The following is a 24,987-nucleotide window of genomic DNA, read 5'->3' as shown; positions in this document are numbered from 1 at the left end:
AAGATCGCGCCTTCTTTTGCGATGCGGTCGATATTCGGAGTACGATACCCCATCAACCCCATTGTGTAGGCGCTGATCTGTGGAATACCAATATCGTCGCCAAATATGACGAGAATGTTCGGCGGCTTACCTGACCCGCCGGATTGGGCTTCGGCGGCTGGCTGTTGAGTTTGTGCGTTACTTCGATCCACGGTGGAGGCCACAGCAAGGGCCGCGACGGCAAGGGAACTGCCGCCAAGCAAAAGTTCGCGGCGGCTGACGGAAGGTGCTCCGTCCGACTTTCCGGTCTCTGTATCCTTCATCGGGAATTCTCCTCAAGCGATGAAAATGCATTTGCAATTCAGGCGTGAAAATTCATGGGTGCGAAGTACGTTACGGTAAATCCGCACGTAAATTTGCGCTCCTCCGAGTTCCGGTCGATGCACGCTTTGCGAAAATGTTAGGCTTGTTAACGCGCGCGGAACACCTTCGCGCTGTTCGAACGATTGAAGATCGTTTGTTTGTCGCCACCATTTTGGGTCGGACCTGAGCATCGAACGTGGGAACGGCGATAAGCCTTCAAGGGGCTATACAAAAAGTTCGCGCTGCTTGCTGCAAGAATGGTTAAAGGACACTTGCCCCACGCGTCGCCTTGGCTATGGAGTGCGTTCCTTAATCTAACTGACACAGAAAATGGAAACATGTTCGTACCTGTACGAACCTCGCACCGAGACTCGATCGAGAGTTGAGTGGGATTCTGCTGCGTTTTCGGAAATGATCCGTCATGTCAGACTTGGCCTTGCTGATCACTACATTTCCTTGTCAAGAATTCCAACTTCGGCGCCTTTACGCCAGCTCAACGGAATTTCGCACGCTTTGTGAAGACTATGCAACCGCGCAATCTGCTCTTGAGCGCTGGAAGTCTGACGGAGGCAGGGCAGAAGAATATCGACTTTTGTGCGAGGAGATTAAGCAGGAAATTAGAGAACACTTGCAGGAGATCATAAACTGGCGACAGCGCGACGAGGATAGTTAATTCACCAAGGAGAAGTGCAAATGCGTAGATCCCCCACCATTGCAACATTGCTCGCTTGTGCGGCAATTTCAGTGACCAGTCCATCAGCATTCAGCCAAGAAACTCCCAAGCCTGCCCCGAAACCAAACATCCTCTTCATTGTCTCCGACGATACTGGGTATGGGGATACTGGTCCCTATCTGGGGGGTGAAGCCAGAGGCATGCCCACGCCTAACATTGATCAGCTTGCGAAGGACGGAATGATGTTCACGTCCTTTTATGCTCAACCGAGCTGCACTCCCGGACGGGCTGCGATTCAAACCGGTCGGATACCTAACCGATCAGGGATGACAACGGTAGCATTTCAGGGTCAGGGCGGCGGCCTTCCGGCTGCTGAATGGACACTTGGCTCAGTCCTAAAACAGGGAGGGTATGACACCTACTTCACTGGAAAGTGGCACCTCGGTGAGGCTGATTATGCGCTCCCGAATGCGCAGGGCTACGACGTTATGAAGTATGTCGGCCTGTATCACCTGAACGCTTACACTTACGCGGACGACACCTGGTTTCCGGACATGGATCCAGAGTTACGAAAGATGTTCAAAGACGTCACAAAGGGGTCTTTATCCGGGAAAGCGGGAGAAAAACCCCACGAAGACTTCAAAATTAACGGTCAGTATGTCGATACACCTGACAAGGGCGTCGTCGGTATTCCTTATTTTGATGGGTACGTTGAGAAAGCAGCAGAAGAATTTCTGGATGCGGCCTCCAAATCCGATCATCCCTTTTATATCAACGTCAATTTTATGAAGGTGCACCAGCCCAATCTTCCTCACCCAGATTTTCAGGGTAAATCGATCTCGAAATCAAAATACGCAGATTCGGTCGTTGAACTGGACGCACGGATTGGCAATATTCTCAAGAAGCTGGATGACCTCGGTCTGCGTGATAACACAATCGTCTTTTGGACAACGGACAACGGCGCCTGGCAGGACGTATATCCGGACGCCGGTTACACCCCCTTCCGCGGTACAAAGGGGACAGTCCGTGAGGGTGGTAACAGAGTTCCGGCGATTGTACGCTGGCCTGGCCAGGTAAAGCCCGACACCAAGAGCGCGGCAGTCGTTGGCGGGCTTGACTTGATGGCGACATTCGCCAGCGTCGCTGGCATTGAGCTACCTAAAAACGACCGCGAAGGAAAACCGATTATTTTCGACAGTTACGACATGACCCCGGTCTGGCTAGGCGAAGGCCCGTCGCAGCGTAAATCCTGGTTCTATTTCACGGAAAATGAACTGTCGCCGGGCGCTGCTCGCGTAGGTAACTACAAGGCTGTGTTCAACCTCCGGGGTGACAATGGCGTCACGACCGGTGGGCTTGCAGTTGATACCAACCTCGGTTGGAAAGGACCAGAACAGTACGTTGCAACTGTTCCGCAAATCTTTGATCTCCTACAGGATCCGCAGGAGCGATATGATATATTTATGAACAACTATACCGAGCATACTTGGTATCTGCCTGTTATTAATGAGGAGATAACCAGGCTGATGAAGACCTACGTCCAATACCCACCGCGCAAGCTTCAGAGCGAGGGCTACGCTGGGCCTATTACGCTGACGCAGTACCAACGTTTCGAGTCTGTACGTAGCGAGTTAGAGAAACAGGGCTTTAGCATCGGTGCGGCAAGCGGAAACTGAATAACGAATCGGTAGTTGCTGGTGCATACCTGCAACTACCACTCAAAACAGGGAGTAATTTCATGACCCCCTCCATACGCATGCTTGTTGGGCTCGCGTTCGCGACAGTTCTGTTTTTGGTTCCTTACTCCGCGTCGGCCGATGATCTTCCATCTTGGAAAAACGGTGCCTCGAAGCAACAAGTGACCAATTTTGTTAAAGCCGTCTCAACGGAAGGCAGCGGAGATTATATTCCTGCAACGGACCGGATCGCTGTGTTCGATAACGACGGGACGTTGTGGGGCGAACAGCCCATGTACGTTCAACTCGCTTTTGCCCTCGACCGTGTAAAGAGCCTCGCTCCAGCACATCCAGAGTGGAAGAACACAGAGCCTTTCAAATCGGTACTTTCAGGGGACTTGGCCGGCGTTGCAGCGTCGGGTGAAAAAGGTCTGGTTGAGCTCGTGGCAGCCACACATGCGGGAATGACTGGGGACGAATTTTCAAAAATTGCTGGTGACTGGATCGCGACTGCACGACATCCCAAGACAGGAAAATTATATACCGAGATGGTCTACCAACCGATGCTCGAGCTGGTGAATTACTTGAAAGCTAACGATTTCACAGTGTTCATCGTATCAGGGGGCGGCATAGAGTTCATGCGCCCCTGGACTGAGCGCGTCTATGGCATACCGTCGCAAAACGTAGTTGGTTCCTCTATAAAATCAAAACTCGAACACGTACAGGGTAAACCCGCCATTGTGCGCCTTCCCGAGATCGATTTCATTGACGACGGCCCAGGGAAGCCAGTCGGGATATATACCCACATCGGCCGCCGCCCAATTGCTGCATTCGGGAATTCAGATGGTGATTTTGAGATGCTGGAATGGACAACGTCGGGTGCCAAACGTAGTCTTGGCCTGATCGTTCACCATGACGATGCAGAGAGAGAATTCGCCTACGATCGGAACTCCCACTTCGGAAAGCTCGATCGCGCCCTTTCCGCAAGCAAAACGCAGGGCTGGACGGTAGTTAGCATGAAGAATGACTGGATTCAGGTTTACCCCCAGTAGCAGAAAGCAATATTAGAGAGTGCGATGCGACCGTCAAATATCCAAATAGAAGTATCGCCGACAGACAACATGGCTTGGATTCCTGGTGGAACCTTCACCATGGGCTCGGACCGGCATTATCCGGAAGAGGCGCCCGCTCATCCCGTCAAGGTCGATGGTTTCTGGATGGATAGAACACCCGTGACGAACCGGCAGTTCCTGGAGTTTGTCAATGCGACGGGGCATGTGACGTTCGCCGAGAAGCGGCTTGTCGCCAAAGATTACCCAGGTGCGCCTCCGCAGAATCTGCGAGCGGGATCGCTGGTTTTTACGCCGCCGAAAAAAATAAACGGACCGGACATCACCCAATGGTGGATTTTCAACTACGGCGCCTGTTGGAAACATCCCCTTGGCCGGAAAAGCAGCATAGGCAACATTCTTGATCATCCCGTTGTGCATGTCGCCTTCTCTGACGCGGAGGCCTTTGCCGCCTGGGCAGGTAAAGAGCTGCCGACCGAGGCCGAATGGGAATTTGCAGCTCGCGGCGGACTGGAACAAACGGAGTTTGCATGGGGTGATGAACTCACGCCAGATGGCACGTATCTCGCCAATATCTGGCAGGGGATTTTCCCCACACAGAATTTGAAAAGCGACGGTTACGATAGAACCTCGCCTGTCCGATCATATCCGCCAAATGGACTCGGACTTTACGATATGATCGGAAATACTTGGGAGTGGACGACGGATTTCTGGTCGGCGCGCCATGCCACGCCCGCAGCAAAGGCTTGCTGTATTCCCGTTAACCCACGAAGCACCAATGCCGAGAACAGCATCGATCCAGTGCAGGCCGATCTTGCTATTCCACGACGAGTACTAAAGGGCGGATCCCATCTGTGTGCACCGAACTATTGTCGGCGCTACCGTCCGGCTGCTCGGCATGCTCAGGAAATTGATACAACCACAAGCCACGTTGGTTTCCGTTGCATAGTTCGGAATGAGAGTGCCTTCCCATAAATCACTGGGGTTTGATCGGCTCCTGCCACCCGGCTTTGTGCAAACCGGACATTAACGACTGAACAATTGAATCTGTCGCCTGGGCACGCCGATATACTTCGGACGGGTTCCGTCCAAGTCTTGGTGAAATGTCGGCCATGTTTGCTAAAGCGCGCTTCGCTCCCTCCTTGTGGCCAAGTTCGCCTTCCGCAATCGCTACCAACGACCAACTCAAACCGGATCCATCCACCGTAGCGGTCTGTGCCGTAGAGAGCATCTCGCTATATCGGCCTTCGAGGTACTCGTGTATGGCGATGAGATGGTAGTACCAACCCGGGGGATTGACCGTCCGCTCGATGGCTTGCTTCAAAAGCGGGATGCCTTCGTCAAACCTCCCACGCACTGCCAGACGCCATCCAAGCTGTGCCATGGTATCGGGATCGTTTGGGTTGAGGGCTAGTGCGCGGCGCTGCTGGCGTTCGCTTTCGGCGAAGTTGCCCAGGTAGTGATAGATTGAAGAACGCGCCTTTAGCGCCGAGATGTTGTTGGCGTCAAGCGCAAGTGCCTTTGAAGTCGTTTCGAGGCCACGGAAATACGCCTCGTCAGCACGTGTTCCGGTCGCCCAGCCGAATCGCCCCGCATCCATCTCTAACCAACCCAGCATCGCCCATGCCTCGGCATATCCGGGGTCGCGCTGCACTGCCGCTTCAAGGCATGTCAGCGCTGGCATATATGCCTCAAGCGACAAGGAACGCCGATAGAGATAAGACTGAAGAACGCATCCATAGCTTGATACGCTCGCTGATGAATCTTCGGCCATCCTATGCAGTTCATCCGTACGGACGATGCCGTAAGTCTGACCAAGAGACGTGGCGACAGACGCAGCAATATCATCTCGTACTACCTGAAGGGACTCGGCCGAGTATGAGCGGTCATATTTTCCTGTCCAAACGATGCGACCTGTCTGTACTTCGATGAGCCGCGTCGAAATAACCACTCCACTGCGTTCTGTATTGGGACCAACGCTGCCGTCTACAATGTAGGTCAGTCCAAGGCGGCGACCCACTTCGACTGGATCGTCCAGCACTTTGTCGTTCCCCGACGGCAAGTACAGCCTGATATCAGGAAACCTCCCGAGACTGGTAAGTATCTCGTCGGCCATGCCGCCACCGAAGAGCTTTTGTTCGGTACCACCGCCGTCGGCTTTGAATGGCAAAACGGCCAATGCGGGTCCGTGGCCCTCCGCATCTCCTCTTCCTTGTCCTTGCCAGACGGCAACGGTGACAGTCGCTGCCAAGCCAAATAGCGCCAGCACAACGCCACCAACTAAGTATCGGCGCCGCAATAGCGCACGCAGAAAAAATGCCACCGAGATCGCATGTTTAGGCAAACTGTTCGTACTTAGCGGTTTCCGGCTTCCAGTTATTTGGTCTCTGTCCATCCATTCGATTATTGGCGCGTACTGGCCCTTTGGCACATTGATGCGAAGAGGATCGTTCCGGCCTGCAGCAACGTAATAGCTGTTGAGGTCGTGGCGTAGCCGGCGTGCTTCAAGCCGGACGACTGGATCTGCTTGTGGATCAAAACGTTCATCACGACCGAAAACCTCGGTCGCGATAGTATAGCCCTTTAAACTTTTTTCCCGTCCAGCAAGAAGCTCGCCGACTAAGTAATTCAGCAGCCGCCTACGGCGCGGCGTTGACTTAAATTCGGTACTGACAAGAATTCGTTGAAGCTCAGCCCTAATCTCCTTCTCCTCGGCAAGATGCGAGGAAGCACACGATTTACTAGGCTGCCCTTTCGATGCCATGAACTACTCCGCAGAACGACGTTGCCTATATTTCAGTCTGAATATCCTGAAATCAAGTAACCGTTCCGATGGCACGAAAGTTTCATTGCAGCGCCTTGCAGACGAAAAGTGCCAGAGGTCGCGCTAAACCTGTTCGAGGATGGTCAAGCAATCCTAACTCAGCCCTAAGCAGAGCTGCGTCTTGTGGCAGAATTGTTGTACATAATTGAAAAGGTTCTGGGAGGTTGGGGTGAAGATGAGGTCTACGCGGACATCGTCCTCCGGAGAAGACATCATTCTCTATTTCATCTACTCTCGATCCAGTTTGGAGAACTATCATGTTGGGTCATCTATCGATCGCGGCAATCAGCGCCTTGGTGCTTGCAAGCAGTGAGCCATCCACGCCTGGAGCGTCGGTGGGCGCGGGCAACCCCTATCCGGTCAGCAACTACAAGTGCGACGACGGCACGCATCTGGCAGTGCGTCTCCTCGGCGATCGCGCTTCGGTATCCGTCAACGGCGCAACAGAGGTCGAGCTGCCCCCCATGGGGTCAGAAGGAACGACTTTTTCGAATGGCCGACAGACGCTGAGTATTGTGCAGGGGAAGCTATCGTGGGGAATTGGCCGGGCCGTGCCGTCCGCATGCACCGGAGGTTGAGCGTCTCTTTTTGCCATTAGGAGATAGTCGACAACCTTAGCAGCAGCAGTGTCGTGCGCATCGGAAAGAAAATATGACGTACAAGGATAACGATAAAGAAGCTTTGCGCAAAGCGAAGAACGCAGAGAGGATGAGGCGGTGGCGCGCCGAGAACCCGCTCTCCCCCCATCAGAGAGCGAAGGAAGCCGAGCGATCAAGACAATGGCGGAAAGCAAACCCAGAGAAATACAAAGAGCAGCAAAACGCATGGTATGCTAAAAATCGCGAGCGGATATTGGCCCAAGTCCGTGCGAAAAAACGTCGTACCGTGATGGATGATGGGAGTGTTTCATATGGCGATCGAAAGACCACGCAAGCCGTCCGGCCACAAAGATCGCTCGAGTGATTGCCAGAGGGCGATTGAAGATAAGTTGCTTGAACTCTTCGGAGAGGCCGTCGCAGCCGGGTGGGGTGAAGATGAGGTGTTTGCGGCTATCGTCGCTGTTGCGGATACGACCCAGCTCGCGATGCATCGTGACCAGTTCCTGTCGATCGAGACAGAATTACGAAGGGTAATGACGAAGCGGAATACCTGAACCACCTCTCTGTCCTACCCGCCAACTTTCATCTTCAGCACTGCACCCTTATAGCCATCGGGAATACCAGCTTTGTGATGAGCCTTAGCGAGCTTCTCGAGCCACGCCGAAATCTCAGCGGGGATCGGTTCGAGCCCGTTGCCCCAAGCGTTCGTGAGAAAAATGTCGCATTCCAATGCGGCCGCAAGATCGATCTGAGACCAGCGCAAGAGGGAGAGGCATTCTTTAAATCGCTCGGGCGTCAAAAATCGCTCCTGATTGCCTGTCGAATACGTGCGCTCAGATACTATGCACGTGGCCTTCATAACCGTCACTAACCCGTCGGATCAGCCTTTCGTGGTATTTGAGCACAGGCTGAAGAGCTGAATTGACGCTCGAGAGCCGCCTCAATAAGTTGCTCTTCGGGTATTGGGGAATTTTGTAAAATGAAATGGGTACGAGTTGGCGGGCATCTGCAAACGATGCTGCTCGCATTGGGTGTGGTGGGCGCTGGAACCTCAGTCGCCACGGCGCTGACATTCACGTCGGGGCAACTCACGAACGGTATAAAATATATTGCAGTTCAGGGTGAGTTCGAATTCGATGAAAACCTTGCGCCGTTCGCCCAGCTGGTAAAGCAGACTGATCCCATATTTGTCTCGTTCAACTCGCCCGGAGGTAATCCGGTCAAGGCAATGGAGCTCGGCCGACTGATACGAATACTGAACCTGGCGACCTATCAGCCGCGAGGGAGCGTGGAGTGCGCATCGGCCTGCGCGCTGGCGTTTCTCGGGGGCGTCGTGCGCATGGCAGAGCCGGGTGCGATCGGCGTTCATAAATCCTCGTTCTCGGGGAGTGCCAACCTCAATCTTGATGCCGCTGTATCGCAAATCCAGCACGTTACCGCTGAAACAATTTCCTACATGACGGAGATGGGCGTCGACCCGGCATTGCTTGAGCTGTCGCTGAAATACGAGAAGGACGATATTCGCTATCTGTCCAAGAGCGAGATGACAGCTTATCGCGTTACGACACCGATGCCGTCGGAGGATCAGAACGTCGCCAGCGGTCAGAATATCGCGCCGCCCGCCCCGACACAGCTTCCAGCCCCGAGAACCACGGCCGCACTGCCCGACAGTTCAATTCCGGCCATAGACGCGCGGTTCGAAATTCCGCTGGCACGCACAGGAAAGGTACGCCACCCGGAAGGATCGGAGTTCCTTCGCGCATCAACTGACCAGGCAAGTCAGAAATTGGGAATGGTCAAGAACGGTGATCCGGTCAGCATTCTGAATGTCTACGACCGCTGGTATTACGTGAATGTTATGGGCCAGACCGGCTATCTCCACCACAATTGGGTGAAGGTCGACCAGTTTGTCAGCATGCCATTCAACAACCGATATATTCAGATCGCCAGTTTCGACAATTATCCCGAGACGCAGGCCTATATGGCGAAGTCTTCAATGCGCCTGACCGCTTATTATGCGACCAATCATTGGTTCGCAGTGACCCTGTCGGGGACATATCCGGCAAAGCGCGCCGCCGAAGCGCTGAAGGTGATGAAGTCCAATGGCAGTATCCCGGACGACGCATTCATGACGGTCGGGAACACTTACGTCGGAAAAGCGTGCTGTGAGTAGGGCCGTGGGGATCATTTGGCGAATGGCGTTCGCGGCTTCGTTCCTGATCTTGGCAAGCGCAGCGGGCTCAGCCAATACGCCGTGCAGTGGCAGTAAAGGCGGTATTTCACGCTGCCAAGGCGACACGTTTATTTGCAATGACGGATCGGTCAGCGGGAGCAAGAAATCTTGCCAAGCCGAGCGAGGGTTGGCGGATAACGATGACGGTCAAGACGACATGACCCCCACGCCCTCGGGCGAGTGCTCTTGTCGTGCCGGCTTGTTTTGCATCGGCCCTCGAGGCGGTCACTACTGCATTAGCGACACTGGCCGCAAGAGTTACCTTCCGAGGTAACATGCAACCACTGCGGATGAAAACAATAGCTTTAGCAACGACCGTGCTTCTAGGATGCCTCTACGGCGCCCCTGCCTCGGCGATGGACATATGTTCGGGCGGATTTCGGGCGGCCAGAAAAGTAACGTGTCTGGTCGACGGCGACACCGGCTGGGAAAACGGCAAGAAATGGCGGCTGCTTGATATTGATACGCCTGAAATTTCCAAGCCAGGATGCGCCGACGAATTGGCAAAAGGCAAGGAGGCTATGATCCGCCTTCAGGAACTGATGACGCATAACGAGTACGGCTTCGTTTACGATGGACGTGAAGATCGCAGCAAACGACTGTTGGTTCGGGTGATCCTTTCGGACGGCAGGGACGCAGGCGAAGTTCTCTTGGCCGAAAAGCTCGCTCAACCGTGGCCGAATAGCGGTAACGTGTGGTGTGAGCGGTAATTTGCCACCAGCCTAAGCTGAAGTGGCGCGTACTGGACAATAGGCCGTCGATAGTAAGAACATGCGCAATCGCATTATCTTAAACATTTTCTGGACCCAATGACGGAATGGCGAAACGTCGATCCACACGCAGGCTCGAAACAATCGGTCTTCTTTCGGACCTCAATGCGCCGTTGATCGTCCCGGCGCCGAAACCGCGCGACAAACGCCAGCCTCGCTTGCAATTCGACCCGATGCCCGAGCGCATCGAGCCTTGCCTGGCGCTGCTCAAATCAAAGCCGCCCAGCGGTCCGGATTGGATGTTCGAAGTCAAATGGGACGGGTATCGTTTGGCCGTTCACGTCGAGCGCAATCGCATGCGGATCATCACGCGTGGCGGGCATGATTGGACGAGCTATTTCCCCTCGATCGCAGCGGCCGCCAAGGAACTTGGCCCCGCCACCATGATCCTCGATGGGGAAGCGGTGGTGCTCGATGAAAAGGGCGTGCCCAATTTCGGTTTGCTCCAGCGGGCACTTGGCGGGCGCAAGGCAACGCGTGCCGCACACGAGGCCGTGCTATATGCGTTCGATCTGCTCTATTTCGACGGCCACGATCTGACGGGCCTTGAACTGTCGTCGCGTCGTCATCTGCTTGGCAACTTGCTCGACGGAGAAACCGGGGCCATCCGCCTATCTGAGGAAATCCACGACGACGGCGAAGCCTTGCTGCGCCATGCCTGCGCACATGGACTTGAAGGCATCATCGCCAAGAACAAGTATGCGCCATACCGCTCCGGCCGCACCGGCGATTGGCTCAAGATCAAGTGCGTTAACAGCGAGAGCTTTGCGGTAATCGGGTATGAGCCGAGCCAGAAGGTTCGCGGTTCGATCGCCAGCCTTTTTTTGGCGGCACGGAACGGCGATAAGCTTGTCTACGCCGGCAACGTGGGAACCGGGTTCTCGGCGAAGCTCGCACGTGATCTGCGTATTCAGCTCGATGCAATGCGGATCGACAAACCAGTGGTCCCGATCAAGGGCAAGAACCTGGTCTTTGTCGAGCCCACGCTGGTCGCCGAAGTGAATTTCAGCGCCTGGACGCACGACGGGCACTTGCGACATCCGTCGTTCAAGGGCGTCCGCCAGGTTGAGGATCATGCTGAAGTGATGGACCTCGGCAATTGCTAGCCGCCGACCTCCATTTTGAGAACGGAACCTTGTAAGCATCCGGTATTCCGGCCCTGTGATGTGCCTTCGCAAGCTGTTCAAGCGACACGGAAATATCACTCGGGATCGGCTCAAGCCGTTGCCCCAAGCTTTTGTGAGAAAAATGTCGCGTTCCAAAGCGGTCGCAAGGTCGATCTGAGACCAGCGCAAGACGGAGAGGCATTCTTTAAATCGCTCAGGCGTCATCAGCGTGTACGGTCAGGCGGTACATTGCCATATCCGCCGAAATCTTTGATCTTCCCGACGCCACATTCAAAGTCGCATTGCGATCATTAAATCGCCGATTGCGATAGCTCGGGACCTCTCCCAATTGCGACATTCATCGACACTGCCCAGGTCCCGCGGCTTTACGCTGGCGGGCTCTTATGCATTAAGCGAAATAAAGGTGGCACGATCCGAGCTTGTCAGAAGTCAACTAACTGTTAGAACGATGTTGGAAATGCACAGCAAGTGCGTCGGGGATTGGGGCATGCGAAACGACCAAAGAACCTTTCACATTTATGATCTTAAGATAGCCGCTCGTAAAGAAGGCGCTACCAAGCCAACGATGATCCAAGTCCACGATGTCTGGGAGCAGATGCGAGCGGCAGGACGCACCTATTCTATTCAGGCTGGTGAAGCCGTGATGTTGATCGGTGATATCAACATAAACCTCGCTCAGCAATATGCGGTTGTGCTCCTTCGATTGTCTGACAAACTAGCCCCCAACAGTGTGTATTCTGATCCCGTAGCCGGTGAATTCACAGTCCATGAAAAAGTAGGCGACGTCGGCTCGGATTATGCTTGCCACGTCCTAATTTCGTTGGCCCCAGAGGCGGACTTACCAAACATTTATACGTGTGCCGTTGAACGTGTAACAGGACTGGCGCCAGGTCTTGTTCAACGGGCTTTAAGCAAGTTCCTCCACATCGAATTCAATGAAAACGCAGATTTCTTCAAGTACCCATCACCTGGTGGTGGCCTCAACCAAAACGGAGAGCCTCGTATGGATCGATGCTGCCCCCATGTGGAATTACGGGGGCGGCCTTCTCAATCACTTGTAGACGATATCAACAACGGCCGTCTTTCGGGCATTTCTCTCATTCGGGCCGAAGCCGTGACCCCGGTTGCTGGCGCTCCATATCTGATAAGGGAGCAGTCTGAACTAAAATTGGCAATTAATCGCGATAACTTGCCAGCGCAGGTCTGGAATTCACTGCAGCAGACCCTAAATCAAAACTCAGGTGAATACGCGCGAGCAAAGGTATCTTATCGAGTAGCCAATTCCAAACGAGTAGTTACAGTTGAATTGAATGCAGCGACAGGAGAGCCGTTAAACAGCCTCTATATCGAAGCATTCGACATCGACAATATTTTTCCGCCTTTGGCGCAGTCGTCTGCCACCATCGTCCCGCGCTTAATCACTCCGGCTATTCCACTGTTTGTTCAAAAGAGAACGATCTAAAACATGCTAAAGGAGCTCGTATACGAACTCTCTCGTGGATTGGCGTACCGACGAATTCGCCATCCTGAGATGCGTAAGTACACTGTGCTTCTGCCACTCCTATTAGCTCTGGTGATGATTGGGGTATGCGTCGCACTTCCAATAGAGCCCGTTTGGCTTGGAAGGGACGGAGTGTTCGCTAGTTTGCTGGGGCTTATGTCGACCCTGCCAGGCTTCTATTTCGCGGGCCTTGCCGCTGTATCTACTTTCGGCGGTCCCGATATGGACGTTGAAATGCCACCTCCTAATCTGGAAATCGACATTCTGGTTCAAGGAAAATATTTGCCAACTAAGCTGACACGACGTCAGTTTCTCTCATACCTCTTTTCTTACCTCGTCGTAATCTCGTTTGTTTTATGTTTTGCGTTAGTCATCTTCAACGCAGGTATCGAAAGCATAACGCTCTTGAGATCGAGCCTACTTTCGACGCTTTTCGGAGCAATGATTTGGGCTGCGCTAAAGTTCGCTGTTTTGACAAGTATGTCGCTTTTGTTCGCGTCGCTCACCATAACTACGCTGCATGGCATCTACTTTTTAACCGACAAGATGCACCGACCGTAACCCAAGTTGCCCTCACACCGGATGGGCGAATACTACGGCGTTCGGGTGCGAAATCCGCCGACGATCCAAGCAATTCCCCACCCGAAAATTAAGAACACAATGGGAGGGACAAGTGCGGTAGCCATTCCGCTTTGCAAGTTCTTCCACCGATCCTGTTCCCTTCGGATTGCAAACTCTTCTTCCATATGACCGGCCAACGTTTGCAACCGGGCATCAACGGTTGCTTGGTCGTCGGAAGCCGGTCCGAAGAGTTCAATGCTCCAGCCGGTGCCGTTCAAATCCTTTCGCTCCATAACGCCTTGGTCTGCCCATTCCAGCACCTTGTAGTAGAGGTCATTCTTGTAATCGAGAAGTTGGACCCCATTAGCATTTGCGTAGTAGCGATGCGTTCCCAGATAGGGCTTGGGGTCAACAACGAAGTTGTAAAAGAATAATCCAGTACCAAGCAACCAAAGGACCGAAGACGCGATCCAGATGCGCAAAAACCCCAACCGCCAATTCATCGTGAACGCCCCCACAGACACCCGTAGGAAGCGATCGTAACGAGGTTCGATGTGGTTACAAGGGGAACATCTGACCGACTGAACCAGATGTGTATTACTGAGGATGTTCGTCAACCCATACGTCGCCTGTGCGGGTGTCTAACATGCAAATGAAGCGCCGCTGCGTACTAAATGTCATATCGTAAACGACGTTATCGTATCTAACGACGGTAATGTCCTTTATGTGAACGAGACCCACATTTCGCATGCCGTCGTCAAACCGTCTTGCAGCCTTTGAGCAGATTTCTACATGGCGGTCTGGTATATCGTCTGCATAAGCAGCAGTCACGGGCATAGTGGCTAGGAGTGCGAGCGTGCATATCATTTTACATGCCTTCAGGTAGGCACGTGATCGATCCGTACCCGGTTGCTTCGTTGTAGGTTCCAAGCGATGTAGCGACCGCTTTAAGGTCTTTCTTACGTGCTTCACAGTCAGCCTTTGATAGGTTGCGCGCCGAGATGTTCTCACTGTTTCCGATAGCGTGCACGAGCCGGTAAGTCTCAGGCGAGCTGGCTGCCACTGGTGACGTCGGTTCGTCTGATCTAGTTGCAACCCAATACGCCACCGCTATGGCAGCTAACATCAAGAGTTTCTTCATTCAGAGTCCCAAAACAGCTTCCCAACCCACCATTAGCACGCGACGCTTGTCCAGCGCTGACTTGTGAGCGGGGACGCGTATTTATTGGGTTGTGGTCGATGGATCGACCTGTCAGTCGAAGCGCGCCTGTCCTGCACCGCCACGCAATGCCCATACTGAATAGAAACCGACCCCCGAGGCTCCCATGCCCATTATGTCTCGCCGATGATCGCGAAAAAGCAGTGCTATGCCGTGGCTTTTGCGCTATAATAGATGCTGCGGGGACAGAGGGTGAAGCCAATGAAGAGGCTTGCAATCATTACCTTGTCGCTGGCAACGGCGTTGACGAATATTCCGCCTGCCATAGCATTTCCCACGATTGTCGCTCCGGATATCGAAGCATCGCAGGCGCAACTGGTTCAGTACAGGCGACACTATGGCGGCTACTACGGTGGTTATCACCACGGGTACCACCACAACGGTGGTGATGGTTGGGCTTGGGCGCTCGGTGGGCTCGCCGTCGGCACGATCATCGGGGGACTGCTGACGCAACCGGGCTATTATGGCCCGAGCTACTACAATAGCGGCTACTCCGGCCGGACATACTACCGTCCGCGCTACTACGCCCCGCGCTATTACCGCCAAACTTATTATGGAGGCAGTGCTCATACACGCTGGTGCTATGCCCGTTATCGGTCCTACGATGCCTATGACGACACATTCCAGCCGTACCATGGCCCGCGCCAGGCGTGCATTTCTCCCTACTATTGATGTTATGTGCAGCTCGATTTGCCGGGCTGTACCATCGCCACAACCTATATGGCCTTTCTTGTCAATCAGATCATCCCGTCCACAAGAAAATAGCGCGTTGGTATTTTTGTTGGTATTTCCTAAAATAAGAGAATTTTTCTATAACTAATACAAGGCAGTAGGCGAGTTATGAGGCTCCGGCAGGGGGCACCATAAGGCACCAAAAATCCTGCATCTCTTTAATCCTGCACTGAAAAATCGTCCTCCGGCTACTGTTTGGCGTACTGATTGAGAACCTGCTATGAAATGCAGATGATGGAGCTAGTCCCTCTCGACCAGTTGCGTCGTCATGAAACTCTTCCATCAGTGCTGGCGGGATGAGCGCGACAGCGATTAGTATGCCCGCCGGGACTATCAGTAGATCATTGAGGTATCCGAGTACTGGAATGAAGTCCGGGATCAGATCGATAGGAGAAAGAGCGTACGCGGCCACAGCTCCCGCTACGAACTTTGCGAGCAGAGGTGTTCGAGGGTCTCGTGCTGCAATCCAAAGAGCCACAATGTCCCGCTTGATCCTTCTTGCCCATAGATTTACGTCGGCAAGCATGAAGCGCCCTGTTCAGTGATGGCCATGAATGCATCGGTCATGATTGGCGAGGGTCTCAATCACACGGCATTCTTTGACGCGACCATGGCTGCATTGCTCAAGCATCGTCTCTAACTCGACTTTCAGAGCATTGAGGCTATTGATACGTTGATCGACGTCCTGAAGTCGGGCAATGACTATCTGGTCGGCTGTACCACAGGGCTGATTGGGATCGTCCTGCAGAACCAGCAATGTCTTGATGGCATCGATCTCGAAGCCAAGCTCGCGTGAATGGCGAATGAAAGCCAGTCGCTGTACCTCGTCCTTCCTGTAGTTCCTTCGGTTGCCCTCGGTGCGTTCAGGGGCCGGTAATAAGCCAATCTGCTCGTAGTAGCGTATCGTTGGCACCTTCACTCCACTGCGTCTCGCAGCCTCGCCTATGGAAATTTGTTCCGACATTTGCGCTTGCTCCTCTAGTCGCTAGAGGATGTAGGCTGGTCAGTGGAGAAGTCAATGGAGCTGACAGATGGATACGGCATCAACGCAGACGAGGTTTCGCGTAGAGGGAATGGATTGCGCTGGTTGCGCGTCAAAGATCGACACGGCTGCGCGTAGGCTCTCTGACATTGAAGATGTCTCGGTGTCGGTCAGTGCTGGGACTATGACAGTGATGCATGGAGCAAAGGCGGACCTGCAGGAGCTTCAAAAGAGCATTGCAAGGCTGGGCTACAAGATTGCCCCAATCGGCAGCAGCGATGTTCGTAGAGAGAAGGCATCGCTGGACGACAGTTCTCATGACCACGCGGACCACGATCACTCCAAGCATGATCACGCAAAAGAGCAAGCAGATGGCTTATCGGGGCTGCATGGGCATGACCATGGACCTTCGTCAGGGCCTTGGTGGCGAAGCAAAAAGGCCTACCTGACCATCGCAAGCGGACTGGCGCTGGTGGTCGCCTATGGGCTTGGCAAATTGTTTCCTGATATTTCGCAGTGGGCATTTGCCGTCGCAATGCTCGTGGGTCTCCTGCCAATTGCTCGTAGGGCACTGATGGCGGCGCTTGCAGGTACTCCATTCTCCATTGAGATGCTGATGACGGTTGCAGCCGTTGGAGCTGTGATCATTGGAGCCGGGGAAGAAGGAGCCGCAGTTGTGTTCCTGTTCCTCGTTGGGGAACTTCTGGAGGGCGTAGCGGCTGGTAGGGCTCGGGCGAGCATTCAGGGGTTGGCCAACCTTGTACCGAAGACAGCTCTGGTTGAACGCGAGGGACAGACCGTGTCCATTGCGGCCGACAAGTTGGCTATCGGTGATGTGGTGCTTGCTCGTCCAGGCGACCGGATACCCGCCGATGGTGACATCACTGAAGGCACCAGCGAGATTGATGAAGCACCCGTAACCGGCGAAAGCACGCCAAAGCGCAAGACCGCTGGCGATAGTGTCTTCGCAGGTACCATCAATACGGATGGTTTGCTGCGTATTCGTGTCACAGCAACCTCAGCTGACAATACGATAGCTCGCGTGGTGCGTCTGGTGGAGGAAGCCCAAGAGAGTAAGGCACCTACGGAACGTTTCATTGATCGGTTCTCGCGCTACTACACGCCAAGCGTTATGGTCGTTGCGACCCTCGTCGCTGTTGTCCCTCCCATGGTGATGGGAGGCTCTTGGGTCGATTGGGTCTACAAGGGCCTCGCAATCCTGCTGATCGGCTGTCCATGTGCCCTAGTCATCTCCACACCAGCTGCAATCGCGGCAGGGCTGTCGGCAGGCGCACGACGCGGTCTTCTGCTGAAGGGAGGGGCCGTCCTTGAGACAATCGGGAAGATCACTGCGGTTGCACTCGACAAGACTGGAACGCTGACCGAGGGCAAGCCGGTCGTCACGGACATCATCTCGTTCGGACATGCTGAACGGCAAATATTGTCCCTCGCGGCCGCCCTCGAAACAGGGTCAAGCCACCCGCTCGCCAACGCCATCCTCGCCAAAGCGACCGCAGAGAATGTACCCATTCCACCTGCAACAGCTGCGACAGCACTCTCCGGAAAAGGCGTCGAAGGCAACGTCGGTGGTCAGAGGGTCTTCTTGGGCTCTGCCCGTGCGGCAACGGACATGGTTCAACTTTCCATGGATCAGCGCCATGCGGTGGAAAGATTGAATGAAGCTGGCAAGACAGTATCCATCCTGATCGTCGCTGGCGAAGTAGCGGGATTTATTGCGATGCGGGATGAGCCCCGTCAGGACGCCGCGCAAGGGCTGGAAATGCTCCGAAATGACGACATCAAGACCGTCATGTTGACCGGCGACAACCGAAGGACCGCAGAGGCAATTGCCGATGAATTGGGCATTGAAGCCAAGGCCGAACTCATGCCTCAAGACAAGCAACGCATTGTGGGCGAAATGAAACGTGAGGGGCTTATCGTTGCCAAAGTTGGCGATGGCATCAACGACGCACCTGCGCTTGCGGCAGCCGATGTTGGAATTGCAATGGGCGGCGGTACCGACGTTGCACTGGAGACAGCAGATGCGGCCATATTGCACGGTCGCGTCATTGATGTGTGGAACATGATCGATCTATCGAGGCAGGTCATGGGCAACATCCATCAGAACATCACCGTCGCGCTGGGGCTGAAGGCAGTGTTCCTCGTCACCACGATTGTCGGCATCACCGGGCTGTGGCCCGCTATCCTTGCCGACACGGGTGCGACCGTCATTGTGACAGCGAATGCAATGAGGTTGTTGGGTTGGCGGGGGGCAAAATAAAATTGGAAGCGGGGTACTGATTTCACATAGTACGAAGTACTGTTCAAACGCGCAGACCTATTGGACGAGTTTCCTGCAAGGTGTTGATGTTGTTGATCGATTTGCAGCTCTTGATAGGGTTCGATTTTGCCCAAGATGGACCGGCAGGGGGCACCGATGCACCACCCGAACAATCTGGAAATTGCGTGCGTCACCGGTTCTGGCATGCCCGACCGGGAGCCCCAGCCATGCGGCAGGTCACACCCTGTCGTCTACTCTCGGCGTGCAGTTCGTGAAGACCCGGGCATTGATGTCCGTCGGCCTGTCGCAAAATCTGAGGGGGCTTACATTGCCGCTCGACGTGCAACCCGAAAGGCCGATAAGTGTGAGTGCAAGGAGCATCGTCAAACGGATCATGTCTCAGGTCTCCTGCAATTTATGTGGACTTACTTTGTAACAGGAACGTAACCACAAAGCGTGCACCCCAACCTTCAGGCCAATCTTTCGGGCTGGCGGCCCAATAGCGGACCCCGCTGCCGATGCTCACCGGCTGGTCGCCGATCTTCACCAGTTTGGAGACATCGAAGTTGATCGGGATGGACCACTCGCTGCTCTGCCAATCATAGTTCGACTCCGAGCCAAGTTCAAATGTCCATGCATCCTTGGTCGTATAGTCGATGAACGGCTGGACAAAGCTCGTGCTGATATCGGTTCGGTCCCTGTCACCGGCCAATGACCAGAGGTGGTTGGCAAGCAGGCCGTACGTCCAGGACTGAGACTGTTTCAGCACGACTGTTGGGCCGGCCCCCCATTTTTCACCGCCGAGAAGGTCGTTCGTTGCCGTGGGTAAAAGGAAAATCGGGCCCGCGCCCCGGATAATGCCGTCATCCGTTGGCCGCGGCGACGTCATCAAAACATCTCCAGCTCAAATAATATCTTTCAGATCAAATTGGCCTGCATGCAATGAGTGCAACCGTGATCGACGTGGTCTGTATTAGCCAGCCCGTCTATTTCCCTTTTGGAAACAGGAAAGTGACGACAAAGCGTGCCCCCCAGCCATCGGGGCCATTCTCCGGGCTTTCGGCCCAATAGCGCACGCCGGCCGTGAAGCTTACCGGCTGCTTGTCGAACTTGACCAGCTTGGCGACCGTCAGGTTGATCGGTACCGACCACTGATCTTCATCCCAATTGTAGGTCGACTCGGTGTTGATGCCGAATGTCCAGGCATCGGGGGTCGTATAGGACAGGAAGGGTTGCAGGAAAGTCGCGTTAACGTCACTGCGGTCGTCATCGCCGGCAAATGACCAGATGTGGTTGGCGAGCGCGCCGAAGGTCCAGGGGCCCTCCTGCTTGAGCACGACCCCCGTCGGACCCGCACCCCATTTCTCGCCGCCGAGGAGATCATCGGTCGCGGTTGGCAAGAGGAAGGCTGGTCCAACGCCCCAGATAACGCCGCCAAGACCCGGCTTCTTTGGTGAAAAGAAAAAGCTCTGCGTGGTGTCGCCAAGGCCGAATTGATGGCCCGAAGGCCCGGCAATGTCGTCCTGCCAGACAACAGGCAGGATGGTGCGCGAAATTACGTTCCAATCCTCGTTGAGGGTGAAAGGAATGACCGGCTGGATGTTGATCGTATACTTGCTGCCGTCTTCAGGCCCATAGCCGCCGTCGTAATTGGCCTGAAACGGCACGCTGATCATCGCGGCCACCGGATTGGAGAGTTTCTTGGCGAGATCGGCGGTCGATTCCTGCGCCTGTGCGCCCAACACAGTTGTTGTCAGAAGGAGCGCGAGGATCAGGCCCTGCGTAAATACTGGTTTCATATTACAACCCCCAAATGCAATACGTTAATAGAAATACAAATCAGAGGTTACATTAGGCAAGGCCAATGGATTTGCCAATAAGGTTCAAAAACGTTCGCGATAGGCTTGTGGCGTGATGCCGACATAGCGAAGGAAGCAGCGGCGCATCGTTTCGTCCGAGCCAAAGCCGCAATGCGCGGCCACACGCCCGACGGAGTTGCCCTGTTCCAGCATGCGACGCGCCGTTTCGAACCTGATTTGTTCGACCCCGCGCGCCGGCGTCAGTCCGGTCTCGCTCAGGTAGTGGCGACAAAAGCTGCGGGCACTCATGTTGGCTTGCTCCGCCAGCCGGATGAGCGAAAGGTCAGAGCGCAAATTGTCGAGGATCCAGGCGTGCAGGCGATCGAAGCGCGTGGCGCTCTCCTGCAGGGCAAGTGTCGCGCTGAATTGCGACTGACCGCCGGGGCGCTTGAAAAATACCACCAGTTGGCGGGCAACGGCGAGTGCTGCCTCACGTCCCAGATCAGCCTCGACGAGCGCGAGGGCAAGGTCTATTCCGGCCGTTACCCCAGCGGATGTCCAGATGGCTCCATCCCTGATGAAAATCGGATCGGGTTCGAGCCTGACATCAGGAAAGCGTTGCGAAAATTCGGCGCAACGCTGCCAATGGGTGACGGCTCTCCGGCCATTGAGAACGCCCGTCGTGGCGAGGAGAAAGGCGCCGCTACAAACCGAGACCGTGCGGCGCGCTTGCGCGGAACTCTGTCCGACCCATTCGACAAGCTCGGGGTCTTCGCAAGCGGCGTTGACGCCCCAGCCGCCGGGGATCACCAATGTGTCGAGGTGGCGGCAATGTTCGGGTAAGGGCTCGGCCGCCAGCACCAACCCTGAGCTTGTGCGTATTTGTGACGACATTCCGACGATGGTCAGCCTGTAGGGCGCCGGGGCGCTGCGGGCGGCGGCGAAGTCGTTTGCGCTCGAAAAAACCTGGAGCGGACCGGATATGTCCAGCACCTGAGCGTCGGCAAAAGCCAATATTTCGATATTGCGCGCGCTTGGCATGAAATGTGGGGCCTTTGGCAAACTTGCCAAAGTCTGATGTCGTAAACTGCCAGAAGTCAATAAGGAGTTCGCCTATGTCTTTTCGCTTTGGCTTTCTTGTTTTTCCAAATGTCCAGCAACTCGATCTTACCGGTCCATATGAAATGTTCGCCTCTGCCACGGGTGCGCAGATGCAGCTCGTCTGGAAGGATCTTGCCCCGGTTCGCTCGGCAACTGGCCTCATGCTGACGCCGACACATACGCTCGCCGATTGCCCTCAGCTCGATGTGATCTGCATACCGGGCGGGGCCGGCGTCAACGCGTTACTCCTGGATGAAGACGTGCTGCAATTTGTGCGCGAACAAGCTGCTGGCACGCGTTACGTGACCTCGGTCTGTACGGGGGCACTCGTCCTCGGCGCTGCAGGACTGCTAAAGGGGAAGCGGGCGACAACGCATTGGAATGCAGTCGATTATCTCGCCCGTTTCGGCGCGACCCATGTCGAGGCCCGCATCGTCAAGGATGGAAATCTCATCACCGCCGGCGGAGTAACCGCAGGGATCGATTTCGGGTTGGCGGTCGTCGCAGAACTCATGGGGCAGCAGGAGGCAGAACGCGTCCAGCTTTCGCTCGAATATGATCCGCATCCGCCATTTTCCTCAGGCACCCCCCGGCAGGCTTCGCCGCAGCTCCTGGCCTTGGCGAGGGAGCGCATCGCTCCGTCCATTGCCGCTCGCGAGGCGATTGTCGCCGAGTGGGAGAAGCGTAACTAAGAACTACTTCCGCCGGGTGAAATCCCGTATCCGCTCGCGCAGGGCGCGAGCGAGGTTCTGGGTGCGTCGGTAGAGGTGCAGTTGCGACGCCGCCTGGCGGGCGGCGCGGTCGGCTCCGGGCGTCAGTCCGATCACCAGCGTCCCGATCAATTCGCGCTCGCGAAAGAGGCGAGAGGCGACGGGGTGGTCGGGGATGGCGCAAGAGTCGGTCCGGTCGATGTTCGGATCGTCGAGGTGGTTCTTCAGCATCTCGATCATCAGGAGCACCCCTGGCGAATAGGCGCCGAGGCTTTCATCGTATGCGGTTTTCCAGGTCCAGGCTTCGCCGGCTTCGACAAAAACGACGAGAACGGCGATGGTCTTGCCGTCGAGTTCAAGCGCGTGGATGCGCGCCAGATCGCGTCCGGCAAGGTTGTTGACAGCTTCCCGGGCAAAGGCGGCGCGGAAACGATCGACGGCCATCGCCGAGCCGCGCTGGCCCTTCCAGCCGCTCGCTTCAAGGGCCAGAAACTCTTCGAGCTTGAGGCGAATGTCTTCTTCGCTGCGGCTGACAGTGTAGGTCAGCTTGCCCTTTTCGGCGAGGCGGCGCCACAGGCGCCGGTACTCCTTGGCGTGGCGGGTGCCGATGGCTTCGCGCAGATAATCGTCGCCGTCGAGCTTGCTTTCGATAAAGGGCCGCTCGACCTGGTTGACGGTTTCGATCGTAAGGTCGCGGTCCATGGCAACCGAGCGGATCAACTGCGCCACCGGCCGGTTGAGCAGCATGTCGGGCAAGACCAGGATCTGCGGCAGCTTCAAATGCTTGCGGCCGATCATGTCGAAGAAATCATTGAGCACGCCGATCGGGTCATCGCGGTCGATCAATGGCGTTCCCTGCGGGCCAAACGAAGTCGCCCAGCCACGGATGATCGAGGCCGAAAGGGCAAAGCCAGGCCTTTCGATCGTATAGGGCATGACGAAGCGCAGCCGGCTCTTCGCGTCGTTTTCGTCGCGCACGACCATCAGGCGCACCTGCCTGTCGTCAAGGCGAGGCATGGCCGGGGCAAGGAAGCGCGGATTGAAGAAGATATTCGGCTCGACGGTGCGGTAGGTCAGGTAGTCGAGTTCTTCGAGAAGTTCGAAGCCGGCGGACGCCGAATAGACCGAGAGCTTACGCGGCACGCCTCGATTGCCGAGCGATTCCTCGATCTGCTTTGCCGCATCCCCCGGATTGTCGAAGCCGGAAAGCTGCGCAATGATCTGTGCGGACGGGCCAGCGGCCAATTCTTCGAGAAGGGGTGTGGCTGCCATCAGATTTCTTCCTTGGCGGGCTTGGCTTCAGACCTGCCGGCAAAAACAAACATTGTTATGCCCAGGCGATAATAGACGGTCAGTGACAGGGTCGCCGCTTCAAACACCATTGAGAATGCGGTGGCGCAGGCGGCGCCCGCCAGGCCATAGATCGGGATCAAAAGTATGCTGAGACAGATGTTTACGACAAGCGTAACTGCGTAGACCGTCGCGCAGATGTTCTGTCTGCCGGCCATATTGAGAAGGCTCTCCGCCGGGCCGACCGATGCACGGGCTACGACGCCGATCACCATGATGAAAAGCAACGGATAACCATCGGTGAACTGCGCGCCGAAAAGGTAAAGAAGCGGCTTGCCGGCAACGAGCAGCAGCATCGCCATGACGAGGGACGGCCAGAAAGTCCAGCGCGCCGTATCGCGGGCGAATTGCCCGAGCTCCGCCTGGTTGTGGCTCTGCATCAGCTCGGAATAGCGTTGCGCCGCCCCGGCCTTTACCGAGAAATAGACGAAATGCACGAGCGCCAGAAGTTTCACCGTGGCGAAGTAGGTTGCGACTTTCTCGGGATCGAGGAAGCGGCCGACCATCAGGACATCGGCATTGGTCAGCAGGAAGAAGAAGCCTTCGACGAGGAAAATCGGCAGGGATACCGCAAACCAGTGGCCGAACTCTATGGTTCTTGGGCCAGGTTCCACCACCGCCTTGAACCGGTGCCGGACGACGAGGAACTGGAACAGGCTCGTCGCATAGGTGGCGATGATCGCCGAGATGATGGCGGTCATCGCGGTCGGGGCAAAACCCGTCACATGGCCGATGCTCATGACGATAAGGGTGAGGATGGGGCGGACGATATAGGTCGGCGTGAGGGCGACAAGCGCCCAGGAGCGCGAGCGCGCCGTGCCGTCGAGTGTGTCGCCAAGTGCAATCATCGGCAGGCAGATAAACCCCGCGATGAACGGCGCGACGTAGTAGGATTCGAGCCTGTCTCGGAAGATATAGACGCCGGCCGCGCCGATAACCGCAACCAGGGTGGTAAGGCCGACGGCAAACGTCTTGCTGGTGAATAGAATGCCGCGCAGATGGTTCAGCTGGCCGCGCTCTAGATATTCCGGGACAAAGCGGATGACGGTGGTCTGGAAGCCGAGGCAGGAAAGGTTTCCAAGGATGACCACCGTCACCCAGACGAGCACGAAGATGCCGTATTCGAACTGGCCCATCCAGCGCGCGAAGATCACCTGCGAAATCAGCGCGATCATGGCGCTGAAAATGCGAACGGAAAAAGCAATGAGCGAGACCCGCTGCGCAACGGCATGCTGGTTCGATCCGTCGAACAGCTGGTCGAGGCGTAAAAGCCATGGATTAAGCTGCTCCGACAGTCGTTTTGGCAATAGAAGGTCTGCAGTTCGTACCGCAGAAATTCGCAAAGGCCGCTCCACTTGTTCAACCCTGGGTATTAGTCCGTAAACGTTTAGAAACGGTTCGGAATGTCAACGCCCCGAAGGTGTGCGCTCACAGGAG

Annotated in this window: 24 protein-coding genes and 2 pseudogenes; 14 read left to right on the top strand and 12 right to left on the bottom strand. The window is 55.4% G+C overall.

What is annotated here, in order from left to right:
* Positions 1–302: pseudogene (locus BR48_RS0101450) on the bottom strand (arylsulfatase); the annotation flags it as partial.
* 733 nt (positions 303–1,035) lie between these two features.
* Between BR48_RS0101450 and BR48_RS0101440 the strand changes: the two are divergent.
* From BR48_RS0101440 to BR48_RS0101430, 3 genes are all read left to right on the top strand, one after another.
* On the top strand, positions 1,036–2,691 hold the full coding sequence (locus BR48_RS0101440; protein WP_027229694.1) for an arylsulfatase: 1,656 nt from the start codon (positions 1,036–1,038) through the stop codon (positions 2,689–2,691).
* An 80-nt stretch (positions 2,692–2,771) separates the two neighbouring features.
* A complete protein-coding gene (locus tag BR48_RS0101435; RefSeq protein WP_245273337.1) occupies positions 2,772–3,743 on the top strand; it encodes an HAD family hydrolase in 972 nt (323 codons plus the stop codon).
* A gap of 24 nt (positions 3,744–3,767) precedes the next feature.
* Positions 3,768–4,736, top strand: coding sequence for a formylglycine-generating enzyme family protein (locus BR48_RS0101430; protein ID WP_027229692.1), 969 nt, complete (start codon positions 3,768–3,770; stop codon positions 4,734–4,736).
* Between the two features lies 1 nt (position 4,737).
* Here BR48_RS0101430 and BR48_RS0101425 read toward each other — a convergent pair whose 3' ends face one another.
* Positions 4,738–6,525: a hypothetical protein gene (locus BR48_RS0101425; protein ID WP_051614436.1), complete on the bottom strand. Its 1,788-nt coding sequence runs from the start codon at positions 6,523–6,525 to the stop codon at positions 4,738–4,740.
* A 317-nt stretch (positions 6,526–6,842) separates the two neighbouring features.
* Here BR48_RS0101425 and BR48_RS0101415 point away from each other — a divergent pair, with 317 nt between their 5' ends.
* The 3 genes from BR48_RS0101415 to BR48_RS26060 all read left to right on the top strand — a co-directional run bounded on the left by BR48_RS0101415 (position 6,843) and on the right by BR48_RS26060 (position 7,738).
* Positions 6,843–7,163, top strand: coding sequence for a hypothetical protein (locus tag BR48_RS0101415; RefSeq protein ID WP_027229690.1), 321 nt, complete (start codon positions 6,843–6,845; stop codon positions 7,161–7,163).
* 73 nt (positions 7,164–7,236) lie between these two features.
* The gene (locus tag BR48_RS0101410) at positions 7,237–7,548 is read left to right on the top strand and encodes a hypothetical protein (RefSeq protein WP_027229689.1); all 312 of its coding nucleotides are present in this window, start codon (positions 7,237–7,239) and stop codon (positions 7,546–7,548) included.
* 25 nt (positions 7,549–7,573) lie between these two features.
* Positions 7,574–7,738, top strand: a complete 165-nt coding sequence (locus tag BR48_RS26060) for a hypothetical protein (protein ID WP_155810783.1) — start codon at positions 7,574–7,576, stop codon at positions 7,736–7,738.
* A 14-nt stretch (positions 7,739–7,752) separates the two neighbouring features.
* Here the strand turns inward: BR48_RS26060 and BR48_RS0101400 are convergent, their stop codons facing one another.
* Positions 7,753–7,983: a hypothetical protein gene (locus BR48_RS0101400; RefSeq protein WP_027229688.1), complete on the bottom strand. Its 231-nt coding sequence runs from the start codon at positions 7,981–7,983 to the stop codon at positions 7,753–7,755.
* Positions 7,984–8,163: 180 nt separating this feature from the next.
* Here BR48_RS0101400 and BR48_RS0101395 point away from each other — a divergent pair, with 180 nt between their 5' ends.
* The 5 genes from BR48_RS0101395 (at position 8,164) to BR48_RS25345 (ending at position 13,376) form a co-directional block, all read left to right on the top strand.
* Positions 8,164–9,357: an SH3 domain-containing protein gene (locus tag BR48_RS0101395; protein ID WP_027229687.1), complete on the top strand. Its 1,194-nt coding sequence runs from the start codon at positions 8,164–8,166 to the stop codon at positions 9,355–9,357.
* 335 nt (positions 9,358–9,692) lie between these two features.
* A complete protein-coding gene (locus BR48_RS23475; RefSeq protein WP_051614432.1) occupies positions 9,693–10,127 on the top strand; it encodes a thermonuclease family protein in 435 nt (144 codons plus the stop codon).
* Positions 10,128–10,234: 107 nt separating this feature from the next.
* Positions 10,235–11,293, top strand: coding sequence for a non-homologous end-joining DNA ligase (gene ligD / locus BR48_RS0101380; protein WP_027229686.1), 1,059 nt, complete (start codon positions 10,235–10,237; stop codon positions 11,291–11,293).
* A gap of 508 nt (positions 11,294–11,801) precedes the next feature.
* The gene (locus BR48_RS0101375) at positions 11,802–12,776 is read left to right on the top strand and encodes a hypothetical protein (protein WP_155810782.1); all 975 of its coding nucleotides are present in this window, start codon (positions 11,802–11,804) and stop codon (positions 12,774–12,776) included.
* 171 nt (positions 12,777–12,947) lie between these two features.
* A complete protein-coding gene (locus BR48_RS25345) occupies positions 12,948–13,376 on the top strand; it encodes a hypothetical protein (protein WP_155810781.1) in 429 nt (142 codons plus the stop codon).
* 32 nt (positions 13,377–13,408) lie between these two features.
* On the opposite strand, the gene BR48_RS0101365 is transcribed toward BR48_RS25345, so the two are convergent.
* Positions 13,409–13,879 (bottom strand): hypothetical protein, encoded by a 471-nt coding sequence (locus tag BR48_RS0101365; RefSeq protein WP_027229683.1) that lies wholly within the window; start codon positions 13,877–13,879, stop codon positions 13,409–13,411.
* A 917-nt stretch (positions 13,880–14,796) separates the two neighbouring features.
* Between BR48_RS0101365 and BR48_RS0101355 the strand changes: the two genes are divergently transcribed.
* Positions 14,797–15,267, top strand: coding sequence for a BA14K family protein (locus BR48_RS0101355; RefSeq protein ID WP_027229681.1), 471 nt, complete (start codon positions 14,797–14,799; stop codon positions 15,265–15,267).
* 166 nt (positions 15,268–15,433) lie between these two features.
* On the opposite strand, the gene BR48_RS25665 is transcribed toward BR48_RS0101355, so the two are convergent.
* Positions 15,434–15,853: a YkvA family protein gene (locus BR48_RS25665; protein WP_081815719.1), complete on the bottom strand. Its 420-nt coding sequence runs from the start codon at positions 15,851–15,853 to the stop codon at positions 15,434–15,436.
* 12 nt (positions 15,854–15,865) lie between these two features.
* The gene (locus tag BR48_RS25660) at positions 15,866–16,291 is read right to left on the bottom strand and encodes a helix-turn-helix domain-containing protein (RefSeq protein WP_081815718.1); all 426 of its coding nucleotides are present in this window, start codon (positions 16,289–16,291) and stop codon (positions 15,866–15,868) included.
* Positions 16,292–16,358: 67 nt separating this feature from the next.
* Here BR48_RS25660 and BR48_RS0101335 point away from each other — a divergent pair, with 67 nt between their 5' ends.
* Complete coding sequence (locus BR48_RS0101335) at positions 16,359–18,590, top strand: heavy metal translocating P-type ATPase (protein ID WP_027229680.1); 2,232 nt, start codon at positions 16,359–16,361, stop codon at positions 18,588–18,590.
* Positions 18,591–18,827: 237 nt separating this feature from the next.
* Here the strand turns inward: BR48_RS0101335 and BR48_RS26055 are convergent, their stop codons facing one another.
* The 4 genes and pseudogenes from BR48_RS26055 to BR48_RS0101320 form a co-directional block, all read right to left on the bottom strand.
* Positions 18,828–18,986: a hypothetical protein gene (locus tag BR48_RS26055; RefSeq protein ID WP_155810780.1), complete on the bottom strand. Its 159-nt coding sequence runs from the start codon at positions 18,984–18,986 to the stop codon at positions 18,828–18,830.
* 19 nt (positions 18,987–19,005) lie between these two features.
* Positions 19,006–19,479, bottom strand: a pseudogene (locus tag BR48_RS23455) (transporter); the annotation flags it as partial.
* A gap of 97 nt (positions 19,480–19,576) precedes the next feature.
* On the bottom strand, positions 19,577–20,389 hold the full coding sequence (locus BR48_RS0101325) for a hypothetical protein (RefSeq protein ID WP_027229679.1): 813 nt from the start codon (positions 20,387–20,389) through the stop codon (positions 19,577–19,579).
* A gap of 84 nt (positions 20,390–20,473) precedes the next feature.
* Positions 20,474–21,430, bottom strand: a complete 957-nt coding sequence (locus BR48_RS0101320; RefSeq protein ID WP_081815717.1) for a GlxA family transcriptional regulator — start codon at positions 21,428–21,430, stop codon at positions 20,474–20,476.
* 74 nt (positions 21,431–21,504) lie between these two features.
* On the opposite strand from BR48_RS0101320, the gene BR48_RS0101315 reads away from it, so the two are divergent.
* Positions 21,505–22,182 (top strand): DJ-1/PfpI family protein, encoded by a 678-nt coding sequence (locus tag BR48_RS0101315; protein ID WP_027229677.1) that lies wholly within the window; start codon positions 21,505–21,507, stop codon positions 22,180–22,182.
* A 3-nt stretch (positions 22,183–22,185) separates the two neighbouring features.
* Here the strand turns inward: BR48_RS0101315 and BR48_RS0101310 are convergent, their stop codons facing one another.
* Entirely contained in the window at positions 22,186–23,472 is a 1,287-nt protein-coding gene (locus BR48_RS0101310) for a GNAT family N-acetyltransferase (protein ID WP_027229676.1), read from the bottom strand.
* The gene (locus BR48_RS23450) at positions 23,472–24,893 is read right to left on the bottom strand and encodes a lipopolysaccharide biosynthesis protein (protein WP_036813046.1); all 1,422 of its coding nucleotides are present in this window, start codon (positions 24,891–24,893) and stop codon (positions 23,472–23,474) included. Before BR48_RS23450 ends, BR48_RS0101310 begins: the two co-directional genes overlap by 1 nt.
* Positions 24,894–24,987: the final 94 nt, after the last annotated feature.

The organism is Phyllobacterium sp. UNC302MFCol5.2 (assembly GCF_000686005.1).
GTDB classification, from domain to species: domain Bacteria; phylum Pseudomonadota; class Alphaproteobacteria; order Rhizobiales; family Rhizobiaceae; genus Phyllobacterium; species Phyllobacterium pellucidum.
This window is presented reverse-complemented; position numbering and strand designations above follow the sequence as displayed.